Below are 11,722 nucleotides of genomic sequence, written 5' to 3'. Positions count from 1 at the left end.
TTCGCTGCGGTACGTTCAGGACGGACCATGTCGTCTCTGACCCCTCCCGTGCCGGCCGACGAACGCAGCCCCTTCCCCAGGGCCGCCTCGGCGCGGCTCGCCACGGCCCTCGGCATCCTCGGTGCGATGGCGGCGATCCTTCTCCTGATGGGGCGCGATCCGGTCTGCCCCTGCGGCAAGGTCACGCTCTGGCAGTTCGGCGCCGATCCGGCCGAGAACTCGCAGCAATTCGCCGACTGGTTCTCCCTCCTCCACATCGCCTTCGGCATGGGCCTCTTCGCCCTCGTCCGGTATCTGCGGCCGCACTGGTCGCGGACGGATATGCTGCTGGCCGTGCTCTTCGGCCATTCGATCTGGGAAGTGGCGGAGAACACACCCTGGATCATCGGCGTCTTCTCGGGCGGCGCCAATGCGCCGCATTATTCCGGCGACAGCCTGCTGAATTCCTTCGGCGACACGCTCTTCGCCCTCGCCGGCGCCGGCGCGATGCCCTGGCTCGCCTGGCCGGCCATCCTCGCGATCGTCGTCGCCATCGAGATCGCCGTCAGCCTCGGCGCCCATGACGGCTTCATCATCGGCACGCTGCGGCTGGTGGGCGTGGCGGTGTAGCGAAGGACGGCCCGTTCAGGAATAGGCGCCCCTCCCTCTTCCGGGTCGGGAGAGGGTGGCCCGAAGGGTCGGGTGAGGGAAGCGTAGGGCGCCGCCGTCGGCACGCTACGGCTCCCTCATCCGCCTGCCGGCACCTTCTCCCGGCTCGGGAGAAGGAACGCGGTGATACGCCCGCGCCGTTCCTTCAGACCTTCGTCGTCAGCCGGGCGGCGCGGCGGGCGCGGGCTTCGTCGACCTTCACCGGCTTGCCGCGCTGGACGAGGCGCCAGCCGGTCGGCAGGATCGTCACCACGCGATTGCCCTTGAAGTCCTGCTCGACCTTGACGAGGCCGCGCTCGGCCATGAAGCCGAGGAGAAAGCGCCCGCGCGAGGGCGAATGGCTGCCATAGGCGCGGGCCAGCGCCTCGTCGGTCGGGCAGTCGGCGCCGTCGCGGGCGGCCCGCGCCAGCATCAGGAACACGCCCTGCATGTCCTCCGGCAGGGCGTCGGAGGCGGCGATCACCGCCTGCCAGCTCTCGTCGGCGACATCTTCCGTGACGCCCGCCCGCGCCAGCGACAGCCGGCGGCGGAAGGCGGCCATGTCGGTCTCCGCCCCGCGCAGGCGCTTCAGCCGGCAATGGGTGAGAAAGTCCTGGAACAGCACCGGCACCGGACGGAAGGCGGCGTCGGGATCGGCCAGCATCTCGGCGAAGATCTCCTCGACGATCAGCCGGCGCTCGTCCTCGCTGCGCGAATCCTCGTCCTCCGGCGCGGCAACGGGTTTCTCGCGCCCCGCGGCGACGCGGCCGAGGAGCTCGTGCGTCGAGACGCGCGGCGCCGCCGGCTCGCGCGGCGGGGGCGGCGTGAACGCCTCGTCCTCGGCGCTGGCGAAGATCAGATCGCGCATGTCGGCCTGGGCGAGCTCCGGCAGGGCCATCAGCGAAGGCCGGCCGGTGCGGCCGCGCGTTTCCACCGAGCCGATGCGGATGGCCACCGGCCGGCGCGACAGAGCCGGGCCGAGCGCCACGAAATGGCCGGGCTCCAGATCGCGGAAGCGCTCGGCCTGGCGGCGGTCCATGCCGAGAAGATCGGCGGCGCGCGCCATGTCGATATCGAGGAAGGTGCGGCCCATCAGGAAGTTCGAGGCCTCGGCCGCGACGTTCTTGGCGAGCTTGGCGAGGCGCTGCGTCGCGACGATGCCGGCGAGGCCGCGCTTGCGGCCACGGCACATGAGATTGGTCATCGCGCCGAGCGAGAGCTTGCGCGCCTCGTCCGACACCTCGCCGGCGATCGCCGGAGCGAAGAGCTGCGCCTCGTCCACCGCGATCAGCATGGGAAACCAATAGGCGTGCTCGGCATCGAAGAGACCGTTGAGGAAGGCCGCCGCGCAGCTCATCTGCACCTCGGCATCGAGCCCTTCGAGATTGAGGACGACCGAGGCGCGGTGCTCGCGGATGCGCTGCGCGATGCGCTGCAACTCGTTCGGCGTGCGGTCGGCATCGACCACCAGATGGCCGAAGCGATCGGCGAAGGAGACGAAATCGCCTTCCGGATCGACGATCGCCTGCTGCACGAAGGGCGCGCTCTGCTCCAGGAGGCGGCGCAGGAGATGCGACTTGCCGGAGCCGGAATTGCCCTGGACGAGAAGGCGCGTCGACAGGAGCTCCTCGAGATCGAGCTCGGCCGGCTCGCCCGCCGCGTTCGTCCCGAGATCGACGGCAACCTTCATGCCCAGGATTCTCCACGAATTTTACCGAACGACAGCGCTAGCACGCGGGGGGTGCGAGGAGTCGGACGGCCCGCCCGCCTTCCACAGATTTGCGGGTCTGTGGACAAGTCCGCCCCTCAGGCTGCAAGCGCGATCTCGGGAACGGTGGCGCGGACGAGATCCATGTCGCGATGGAAGGCCTCGGTCTCGCGGGCCTGCGATTCGGGGTCCGGCAGGCGCAGGATATAGGCCGGGTGCACGGTGACGAGGAGCTTCGCCCCCTCCTCCAGATCGATCAGCCGCGAGCGCGTGTCGCGGATCGTCACCGCCTTGCCGAGAACGGTCGCCGCCGCCGTCGCGCCTAGCGCCACGACGAGCTTCGGCCGCACCAGATCGCGCTCGATCTCCAGCCAGAAGCGGCAGGCCTTCACCTCGCCCATGCTCGGCTTCTGGTGGATGCGCCGCTTGCCGCGCGGCACGAACTTGAAGTGCTTCACCGCATTGGTGACATAGGCCTGGTCGCGGTCGATGCCGGCCTCGGCGAGCGCCGCGTCGAAGACCTTGCCGGCCGGCCCGACGAAGGGTTCGCCGGCGAGATCCTCCTGGTCGCCCGGCTGTTCGCCGACGAAGATCACCGGCGCATGGTCCGGTCCCTTGCCGAAGACGGTCTGCGTCGCCGGCTCCCAGAGCGGGCAGGCCTTGCAATGGCGCGCCTCGGCCCGCGCCTCGTCCAGCGTGCGCGGCTGGTTGCCGTGTCGCGGCTCCGCCGCGAGTTTCGCCGTCCTTGCCATCTCGCCGCGCTCCATCACCCGTTCGTGCCGGAAACTCGGCAGGGTCGGGGCGGTTTCCAGCATGCGCCGCGATGCCGCTTCGGCGCCGCGCACCAATGGCTCGATCAGCGCCGCTTCCGGCAGGTTCTTCCAGTATTTCTTCGGCATCTCGGCCTGCATGGCCTTCACCTTCAGCCGCGCCGGATTGAAGATCGAGGCGTAATAGGTGAGCCAGAGCGCCTCGGCATCGTCCTCCGCCGGATGATCCTCGCGCGAGCCCGGCGGCCCGAAGCTCAAGTCCGCCCCGTCCCAATGGACCGAGCGCAGCGGGGTGAGGATGGTCCAGACCATGCCGGCGAAGCGCCGCATGAAGAAGGGCGCCGTCAGCTCGACGATATGGTGCGTCGGCTCGAACCAGGCGATGTAATGCCGCCCATCGGCCGTCTCGATCTCGCGGAAGCGGACGAAGGCCGTCATCTTATGCGCGTCGCGCCGCACCGCCTTCGCCAGTTCCCCCGCCCGCAGGACATCGGGATCGGAGGCGATCTCCAGGAGGCCCTTCTCGGTCTGCAACCGCCAGAGCAGCCGATAGGCGAGAAGGAAGCGTTCGGGGTCCTGGTGGCAGAGGACGTGCCGCGCGAGATCGGGAAAGGCCTTCGCGACGGTGACGGTCCGCTCCGGCGCCTCCCCCTCCTCCGGCAGGGGTTCGGCGAAGAGGCTCGGCGCCTCCTCGCCGGTGACGAAGCTCATCTCCTCCGGAGGGATGCCGAGCGCCACCGCCCGCCGCGCCGCCGCGCGCCAGCCCTCGAAATCGGCGGGGTGGGCGAGACGGGCGACGAACATGGAATGGGCTCCTTGGGGATATGGCGGTGGCGGCACCGGCGAAATCGAGAGGCAACGCCGATCCTCGGCGATCCGTTCACCGTCGCGTGGACCATGGAAATCGGGGACGCTATGCTGGCGATCCGTCATCGTGGAGGGCGCGATCTTGTCCAACGCAGCCAGATCGACATTTCCCATGCCGCCCGCCGACGATCAGATCGCACCGGCGGCGCAGGCCGCCGCGAACGGTCCCGTCGTTCTGACCGAGAACGGCGAGCCGGCCTATGTCCTGATGACCCACGAGGACTATCTGCGGCTCAAGCGACCATCGATCGTCGACATGCTCGCCGACATGCGCCCGGAAGCGGATTTCGATTTCGAACCGCCGGCCAGACAGGAAATTCCCGACAGAAAAACGCCGATCGATTTCGGATGACGGGCTATCTTCTCGATACGAATATCGTCTCGACGCTTCGCCGCCCCGACCGGATCGCACCGGATATCCTGAAGAGGCTGCACGCCCTTCCCGGCGACGCGTCCTTCGTGTCGGTCATGACGATCATGGAGATCGAGCAGGGCATCCTGCTCTGCCAGCGGCGTGATCCGAAACAGAGCGACATCCTCCGGGAATGGTTCACCGCCTATCGTAACGCCCTCCGCCCCGGCCTCGTCCTGCCGATCACCGAAGACGTCGCGATGGCTTGCGCCGCGATCAGCATACCGAACCCGCGCCCGCGCAACGACGCCCTCATCGGCGCGACCGCCCTCGTTCACGATCTGACCCTCGTCACCCGCAACGTCGCCGATTTCGCCAGCATCGCGGGATGCCGCATTCTCGATCCCTGGGCGGCCTGATCCTCAGAAGAGGCTCAGTTGCTTCGCCTTCTGGCGCGGCGCCATCGTGTCGCGCAGGTCGTCGCGGTCGGCGAAGCGGCTGGGCGACCAGCCTTCGGCGATGACGAAGGGCCGCACCTTCTCGATCGACTGGCAGAGCCGGCCGACATCCTCCAGCCGCAGGCGCTTGTGCGGGCGGGTGGACAGGATGCGCTTCACCGCCTTCGTCCCGAGGCCCGGCACGCGCAGCAGAAGCTCGCGATCGGCCCGGTTGACGTCCACCGGAAAGCGGTGCCGGTTCTTCAGCGCCCAGGCGAGCTTCGGATCGAGGGCGAGATCGAGCATGCCCCCCTCTCCGCCCGATACGATCTCGCGGCGCTCGAAGCCGTAGAAGCGCATCAGCCAGTCGGCCTGATAGAGGCGGTGTTCGCGCAGTAGCGGCGGGCGGCTCGACGGCAGGCGGCTCGACGCGTCCGGGATCGGCGAGAAGGCCGAATAATAGACGCGGCGCAGGCCGTAGGAACCGTAGAGATTTTCCGAGCGCGACAGGATCGCGTCGTCGTCCGAGGCGTCGGCGCCGATGATCATCTGCGTCGACTGGCCGGCGGGCGAGAAGCGGCGCGGCTTCGTCCGGTCCTTCGCCTCGCCGGCATGTTCCTCGATCTTCGCCCGCAGATGGCCCATCGAGCGGCGGATGTCGCGCGCATCCTTTTCCGGCGCCAGAGCGACGAGCGACAGGTCGGTCGGCAGTTCGATATTGATCGACAGGCGGTCGGCGAAGAGTCCCGCCTCCTCGATGAGCTGCGGCGCGGCGTCGGGGATCGTCTTCAGATGGATATAGCCGCGAAAGTTCTCCTCCAGGCGCAGCTTGCGGGCGATCGCCACCATCTGCTCCATCGTGTAGTCGGAGCTCCGGATGATGCCGGAGGAGAGGAACAGGCCCTCGATATAGTTGCGCTTGTAGAAGTTCATGGTGAGCCGCACCACCTCCTCCACCGAGAAGCGGGCGCGCTGCACGTTGGACGACGAGCGGTTGACGCAATAGACGCAGTCATAGACGCAGAAATTCGTCATCAGGATCTTCAGGAGCGAGATGCATCGCCCGTCCGGCGCATAGGCGTGGCAGATGCCCGAGCCCTCGGTCGAGCCGATGCCGCCGGATTTCAGCGAGTCGCGTTTCGACGTGCCGCTGGACGCGCAGGAGGCATCGTATTTCGCCGCGTCCGACAGGATCGCGAGCTTTTCTTTCAAGCTGAGACTGGCCATGCGGTGAATATAGCGTTCATGTTCCGTTCAGGCGAACCGCTTTAGCGACTCTCTGTGGATCGGGATGCGGCATTTTCGCCGCCGCAACCTTCCCGCGACGGGAACGGAATCGGAGCGGAGATTGTTTCCTCCGCAATTCCAAATGCCTTCCTCGCGGTGTTGCGTTCAAGGCTTGGCGATGTTCGAACCTTCGGCAGGTGTGGGATGAGGAAGCTTCTTTTGACCCTTGGTGCCGCCGCAACGCTGGCGGCGGGCATGATCGGCGCCAGCGCGACATCGGCGGCGGCCGATCCTTGGGGTCCCGGCTGGGGCGGTCGCGGCTGGCATGGCGGCGGCTGGCACGGTGGCGGTTGGCGCGACGACGGCTGGCGCTATCGGCGCGGCTGGCGCGACCATGGCGGCGACGCCCTGGCGGCGGGCGCGATCGGCCTCGGTGTCGGCGCGCTGCTCGGCACGGCGCTCAGCGATCGGCCCTATAATGACGGCCGCTTCTACGGGCGCGGCTATTACGGCAACGGCTATTACGGTGGCGGCTATTACGGGCGGCCGGACGTGATCGTCGAAGGCCCGGCCTATGTCGAGCGCCGCGTCTATTATCGTCCGGGTCCCGTGGCGGTGCCGGTCTATCGCGAGGCCCGGCCGGTGCGCGCCTATTATCGCGGCTACAGCCGGGCGGATGCCTGTGCGGCGCGCTATCGGACCTACGACTACCGCACGAACACCTTCGTCGGATACGACGGCTATCGGCACCTCTGCCGCCTCTGAGACAGGCGGCACGATCGAACGCGATCGGATCAGAATAGGGGCGACTGTCGTCCGCGATACCATCGAAGATCGGCGCCAGACCCTCTGGCGCCGATCTTCGTTCGCGCATATGGTTGCATCATGCAACCATTTCGGCCTTGGCTATGACGGACGACGGCGATCTCATCGAACCCATCCGCGCGGCATCCCGCCATCTCGTCCGCGAATTGGGTTTCCTGGGCGGCGCCTTCGCCGGAACCGCATTGTCGCCCTCCGCCGTCCATGCCTTGATCGAGATCGATTGTCGCCCCGGTCTCACGGCACGACATCTGGCGGAGGCTCTCCGACTGGAAAAGTCGAGCGTCAGCCGCCTGCTCGACAAGCTGGTCCGGGCCGGCGATCTGCGGGAAGAGGTGGATGCGACAGACAGCCGCGCGAAGAAGCTGTTTCTGAGCAAGTCCGGCCAGGCCCGGACGGCGGCGATCCATGCCCATGCCCGCCGCCAGGTGGCCGGTGCGCTGACGAACCTTGCTCCGGGTCAGGACCGTACCGTGATGGAGGGCCTGCGCCTCTATGCCGGCGCCCTCGCCGGCCGTCGCGATGGCCGCGACGCGGCAAAGGCGATCCGGATCGCGCGCGGCTATCGGTCCGGCCTCATCGGGCGCGTCACCGAAATGCATGCGCGCTATTACGCGCGGACCGCCGATTTCGGGCAGGCCTTCGAGTCCGTCGTCGCGGGCGGTCTCGCCGCCTTTTGCGATCGCCTCGCGCATCCACGAAATGCCGTCTGGGCCGCCCTCGATGGCCGCGACATCGTGGGCTCCGTCGCGATCGACGGCGAGGATCTGGGCGAGGGAATCGCGCATCTGCGCTGGTTCATCGTCGATGACGGCGCGCGCGGCACCGGTATCGGCCGGGAGTTGCTCGGCACCGCCCTATCCTTCGCCGACGCGCAGGACTTCGCCGAAACGCAACTCTGGACCTTCAGCGGGTTGGCGGCGGCTCGGCATCTCTACGAGGCCCACGGCTTCCGCTGCGTCGAGGAACGCGTGGGACGGCAATGGGGTCGCGAGGTGCTGGAGCAACGCTTCGCGCGGCCTCGGGGTGGCCGGGCATAAGCGGTTGCGGCCGTGACGGCGGCGGAGGGTCGGAAAGGGCCGCAGGCCCTTGCCGATGACGTCGATCTCGTCGGAGGACGGAGCTCAGCGCGCCTTGGCGACGGCGCGCTTGGCGATGACCTTCACGAGATTGGCGCGGTATGCGGCCGAGCCGTGGATGTCGGAGAGCATATCCCCCGCCGCCACGTTCAAGCCGTCGAGCGCCTCCGGCGCGAAGTTCGCCGACAGCGCCTCGCCCGCCTCGCGCCAGAGATAGGCGCCGCTCTGCGAGGCGCCGGTGACGCCGACCCGCGCCTCCCCGCCCCGCCGGGCGACGAAGACGCCGCACATCGCATAGCGCGAGGCAGGGTTGCGGAACTTCTCGTAGGCGGAGGCTTCCGGCGCCTCGAAGGAAACGCCGGTGACGATCTCGTTCTCCTCCAGCGCCGTCTCGAACAGGCCGAGGAAGAAGTCCTCCGCCGCGATCTCGCGTTTGTCGGTGCGGATCGTCGCGCCCATCGCCAGCAGCGCCGCCGGATAGTCGGCGGCGGGATCGAAATTGGCGACCGAGCCGCCGATCGTGCCCATATGGCGCACGGCCGGATCGCCGATCAGGCCGGCGAGTTCGCGGAAGCCGTGGGCGACCGCGCCGATCGCCTCCGAGGCGGCGATCTCGGCATGGGTGATGCCGCCGCCGATCCGCACTTGCCGTCCCTCGACGGCAAGCCCCTTCATGTCGCCGATATGGCGCAGGTCCACCAGCGCGCTCGGGCTCGCCAGGCGCTGCTTCATCGTCGGGATCAGCGTCATGCCGCCGGCGAGATACTTGCCCTCGCCGCCCGCCGCCGCGATCGCCTCCGCCGCTTCGGCAAGGGACGAAGGCCGGTGATAGCTCGTCTGATACATGGATCGTCCTCCCTCTCGGCGCTCAGGCGACGGCCCGGATCGCGTCCCACACCTTCTGCGGGGTCGCGGGCATGGTGAGATCGTTGTTGCCGATGGCGTCGGTGATGGCGTTAATTACCGCCGGCGGCGAGCCGATGGCTCCCGCCTCGCCGCAGCCCTTCATCCCGAGCGGATTGGAGGGGCTCGGCGTCGACGTGGTCGAGACCTGGAAGCTCGGCAGGTTCTGCGCGCGCGGCATGGCATAGTCCATGTAGCTCGCCGTCACGAGCTGCCCGGACCCGTCATAGACGGTGCCTTCCAGCAGCGCCTGGCCGATGCCCTGCGCGATGCCGCCATGCACCTGGCCATGGACGATCATCGGGTTGATCACCGTGCCGAAATCGTCGGCCGCGACGAACTGCACGATCTCGACGCCGCCGGTCTCCGGGTCCACCTCGACCTCGCAGATGTAGCAGCCGGCCGGGAAGGTGAAGTTCTGCGGATCGTAGAAGGCGCCTTCCTTGAGACCCGGCTCCATGCCGTCCGGCAGGTTGTGCGCCGTATAGGCGTTGAGCGCCACCTCGTGCCAGCCGAGCTTGCGGTCGGTGCCGGCGACGCGCACCTCGCCATTGGCGATCTCGATATCGCCCTCGTCGGCTTCGAGGAGATGGGCGGCGATCTTCTTCGCCTTCTTCTCCACCTTGTCGAGCGCCTTGACGATGGCCGACATGCCGACCGCGCCGGAGCGCGAGCCATAGGTGCCCATGCCGAACTGCACCTTGTCGGTGTCGCCGTGGATCACCTGGACATTGTCGACCGGCAGCCCGAAGCGTTCGGCGATGAGCTGGGCGAAGGTCGTCTCGTGGCCCTGGCCATGGCTGTGCGAGCCGGTGAGGATCTCCACCGTTCCGACCGGATTGACGCGGATCTCCGCCGATTCCCAGAGGCCGACGCCGGCGCCGAGCGAGCCGACCGCCTTGGAGGGCGCGATGCCGCAGGCCTCGATATAGCAGCTCATGCCGAGGCCGCGCAGCTTGCCGCGCCCCTGCGCCTCGGCGCGCCGCGCCTCGAAGCCGGCGACGTCCGCCGCCTGCATGCCGGCCTCCAGCGAGGCTTCGAAGTCGCCGGCGTCATAGCACATGATGACGGGCGTCTGATGCGGGAAGGACCGGACGAAGTTGCGGCGCCGGAGCTCCGCCGGGGAGATGCCGAGCTCGCGCGCCGCCGTCTCGACGGTGCGCTCCACCACATAGGTCGCTTCCGGCCGGCCGGCGCCGCGATAGGCGTCGACGGGAACGGTGTTGGTATAGACCGCCTTCACGTTCACGTAGATCGCCGGAATGTCGTACTGGCCGGACAGGAGCGTGCCGTAGAGATAGGTGGGCGTCGCCGAGGAGAAGAGCGACATATAGGCCCCGAGATTGGCGACCGTGTCGACCTTCAGGCCGATGAAGCGGTTGTCGGCGTCGAGCGCCAGTTCCACCTCCGTCACATGGTCGCGGCCATGGGCGTCGGTCAGGAAGGCCTCGGTGCGGTCGGCGGTCCATTTCACCGGCACGCCGGTGCGCTTGGAGGCCCAGAGGCAGACGATCTCTTCCGGATAGATGTAGATCTTCGAGCCGAAGCCGCCGCCGACATCCGGCGCGATGACGCGCAGCTTGTGCTCGGGCGCGACATTGTAGAAGGCGCTCATCACCAGACGGGCGACATGCGGGTTCTGCGAGGTCGTCCAGACCGTGTAATGGTCCTCGGCCGGGTCGTATTGCCCGAGCGCCGCGCGCGGCTCCATGGCGTTCGGCACGAGGCGGTTGTTGACGATGTGGAGCTTCGTGACATGGGCGGCCCTGGCGAAGGCGGCGTCCACCTCCGGCTTGTTGCCGAGCTCCCAGTCGAAGACGAGATTGTTCTTCGCTTCCGGGTGGAGCTGCGGCGCCCCCTCGCCCAGCGCCGCGACGGCTTGCGTCACCGCCGGCAGTTCCTCATAGGCGACCTCCACGGCCTCGGCCGCGTCGCGGGCCTGTCCGCGCGTCTCGGCGACCACCACGGCCACCGCCTGCCCGACATGGCGCACCGTGCCGACGGCGAGCGCCGGCCAGGCGCCCATGTTCATCGGCGAGCCGTCCTTGGAGGTGACGGCCCAGCCGCAGATCAGATTGCCGATGCCGTCGGCCCGAAGCTCCTCGCCGGTCAGGACGGCGATGACGCCCGGCATGGCGAGCGCCGCCGACTTGTCGATCGACGAGAAGCTGGCATGCGCATGGGGGCTGCGCACGAAGGCGGCATATTTCATGCCGGGCACCACCATGTCGTCGACATAGCGGCCCCGTCCGGTGATGAAGCGCCGGTCCTCCTTGCGCAGGACGCTCGCGCCGATTCCCTCGATACCCATCCGCAAAACCTCCCAGTTCCGTTCGGACATGCCGGCCGCCGCCTCCCATGGCGCGGGTCCGGCTCCCTGATCGCGACGCGGCTCCGCCTATTCGGCGGCGACGAGTTCCTGTTCGCTCGGCGCGGCGCCGGCCGACATGGCGCCGGCCGCCGCGAGGATCGCCTTGACGATGTTGTGATAGCCGGTGCAGCGGCAGATATTGCCGTCCAGCTCCTCGCGCACCGTCTTCTCGTCCAGCTTGCCGTCATGGCGCCGGATCATGTCGACGGCGGTCATGATCATGCCGGGCGTGCAATAGCCGCATTGCAGCCCGTGATGCTCGCGGAAGGCCGCCTGGACCGGATGCAGCTCGGCGGCGCTCGGCGCGATGCCCTCGATCGTCACCACCTCGGCGCCCGACGCCTGCACCGCCAGCATGGTGCAGCTCTTCACCGCCTTGCCGTCCACATGCACGACGCAGGCCCCGCATTGCGAGGTGTCGCAGCCGACATGCGTGCCCGTGAGATGGAGCTGGTCGCGGATGAGATGCACCAGCAGCGTGCGGTCCTCGACGTCGGCGCGCAGGGCGCGGCCGTTCACCGTCATGGACACTTCGGTCATGATCGCCTCCCGATGATGA

11 protein-coding genes are annotated in these 11,722 nt (G+C 68.3%); 5 read left to right on the top strand and 6 right to left on the bottom strand.

Translation table 11 applies throughout. From position 1 onward, the window contains the following. Positions 1 to 27: 27 nt before the first annotated feature. Positions 28 to 609 carry a DUF2585 family protein gene (locus IEY14_RS09200; RefSeq protein ID WP_188907907.1) on the top strand — a complete coding sequence of 194 codons (582 nt, stop codon included), beginning with the start codon at positions 28 to 30 and terminating at the stop codon, positions 607 to 609. Positions 610 to 793: 184 nt separating this feature from the next. On the opposite strand, the gene IEY14_RS09195 is transcribed toward IEY14_RS09200, so the two are convergent. Together IEY14_RS09195 and IEY14_RS09190 are read right to left on the bottom strand one after the other, a co-directional pair. Next, positions 794 to 2,317 carry a helicase HerA domain-containing protein gene (locus IEY14_RS09195; RefSeq protein WP_188907906.1) on the bottom strand — a complete coding sequence of 508 codons (1,524 nt, stop codon included), beginning with the start codon at positions 2,315 to 2,317 and terminating at the stop codon, positions 794 to 796. Positions 2,318 to 2,433: 116 nt separating this feature from the next. Beyond that, positions 2,434 to 3,909, bottom strand: coding sequence for a UdgX family uracil-DNA binding protein (locus tag IEY14_RS09190; protein ID WP_188907905.1), 1,476 nt, complete (start codon positions 3,907 to 3,909; stop codon positions 2,434 to 2,436). Between the two features lie 145 nt (positions 3,910 to 4,054). On the opposite strand from IEY14_RS09190, the gene IEY14_RS09185 reads away from it, so the two are divergent. Next, entirely contained in the window at positions 4,055 to 4,324 is a 270-nt protein-coding gene (locus IEY14_RS09185; protein WP_308422010.1) for a type II toxin-antitoxin system Phd/YefM family antitoxin, read from the top strand. Continuing rightward, positions 4,321 to 4,743, top strand: a complete 423-nt coding sequence (locus tag IEY14_RS09180; RefSeq protein ID WP_188907903.1) for a type II toxin-antitoxin system VapC family toxin — start codon at positions 4,321 to 4,323, stop codon at positions 4,741 to 4,743. Before IEY14_RS09185 ends, IEY14_RS09180 begins: the two co-directional genes overlap by 4 nt. Positions 4,744 to 4,746: 3 nt before the next feature. Here IEY14_RS09180 and IEY14_RS09175 read toward each other — a convergent pair whose 3' ends face one another. After that, entirely contained in the window at positions 4,747 to 5,988 is a 1,242-nt protein-coding gene (locus IEY14_RS09175) for a putative DNA modification/repair radical SAM protein (RefSeq protein WP_188907902.1), read from the bottom strand. 219 nt (positions 5,989 to 6,207) lie between these two features. On the opposite strand from IEY14_RS09175, the gene IEY14_RS09170 reads away from it, so the two are divergent. Next, positions 6,208 to 6,753 (top strand): BA14K family protein, encoded by a 546-nt coding sequence (locus tag IEY14_RS09170; RefSeq protein WP_244639400.1) that lies wholly within the window; start codon positions 6,208 to 6,210, stop codon positions 6,751 to 6,753. Between the two features lie 143 nt (positions 6,754 to 6,896). Further along, on the top strand, positions 6,897 to 7,850 hold the full coding sequence (locus IEY14_RS09165) for a bifunctional helix-turn-helix transcriptional regulator/GNAT family N-acetyltransferase (protein ID WP_188907900.1): 954 nt from the start codon (positions 6,897 to 6,899) through the stop codon (positions 7,848 to 7,850). 84 nt (positions 7,851 to 7,934) lie between these two features. Here IEY14_RS09165 and IEY14_RS09160 read toward each other — a convergent pair whose 3' ends face one another. The 3 genes from IEY14_RS09160 to IEY14_RS09150 form a co-directional block, all read right to left on the bottom strand. Next, on the bottom strand, positions 7,935 to 8,735 hold the full coding sequence (locus IEY14_RS09160) for an FAD binding domain-containing protein (RefSeq protein WP_188907899.1): 801 nt from the start codon (positions 8,733 to 8,735) through the stop codon (positions 7,935 to 7,937). A gap of 22 nt (positions 8,736 to 8,757) precedes the next feature. Then, positions 8,758 to 11,103: a xanthine dehydrogenase family protein molybdopterin-binding subunit gene (locus IEY14_RS09155; RefSeq protein WP_188907898.1), complete on the bottom strand. Its 2,346-nt coding sequence runs from the start codon at positions 11,101 to 11,103 to the stop codon at positions 8,758 to 8,760. Positions 11,104 to 11,190: 87 nt separating this feature from the next. After that, positions 11,191 to 11,703: a (2Fe-2S)-binding protein gene (locus IEY14_RS09150; protein ID WP_188907897.1), complete on the bottom strand. Its 513-nt coding sequence runs from the start codon at positions 11,701 to 11,703 to the stop codon at positions 11,191 to 11,193. Positions 11,704 to 11,722 lie beyond the last annotated feature (19 nt).

It is taken from the genome of Aureimonas endophytica (genome assembly GCF_014642635.1).
GTDB lineage: Bacteria > Pseudomonadota > Alphaproteobacteria > Rhizobiales > Rhizobiaceae > Plantimonas > Plantimonas endophytica.
Note: the sequence above shows the minus strand (reverse complement) of the source record. Positions and strands in the feature narration are given on the sequence as shown.

Bases quoted from the DNA above. Each gene is read 5' to 3' on its own strand.
- IEY14_RS09175 (WP_188907902.1), bottom strand. From the start codon at position 5,988: ATGGCCAGTCTCAGCTTGAAAGAAAAGCTCGCGATCCTGTCGGACGCG.
- IEY14_RS09180 (WP_188907903.1), top strand. From the start codon at position 4,321: ATGACGGGCTATCTTCTCGATACGAATATCGTCTCGACGCTTCGCCGC.
- IEY14_RS09200 (WP_188907907.1), top strand. From the start codon at position 28: ATGTCGTCTCTGACCCCTCCCGTGCCGGCCGACGAACGCAGCCCCTTC.
- IEY14_RS09195 (WP_188907906.1), bottom strand. From the start codon at position 2,317: ATGAAGGTTGCCGTCGATCTCGGGACGAACGCGGCGGGCGAGCCGGCC.
- IEY14_RS09155 (WP_188907898.1), bottom strand. From the start codon at position 11,103: ATGGGTATCGAGGGAATCGGCGCGAGCGTCCTGCGCAAGGAGGACCGG.
- IEY14_RS09165 (WP_188907900.1), top strand. From the start codon at position 6,897: ATGACGGACGACGGCGATCTCATCGAACCCATCCGCGCGGCATCCCGC.
- IEY14_RS09150 (WP_188907897.1), bottom strand. From the start codon at position 11,703: ATGACCGAAGTGTCCATGACGGTGAACGGCCGCGCCCTGCGCGCCGAC.
- IEY14_RS09160 (WP_188907899.1), bottom strand. From the start codon at position 8,735: ATGTATCAGACGAGCTATCACCGGCCTTCGTCCCTTGCCGAAGCGGCG.
- IEY14_RS09190 (WP_188907905.1), bottom strand. From the start codon at position 3,909: ATGTTCGTCGCCCGTCTCGCCCACCCCGCCGATTTCGAGGGCTGGCGC.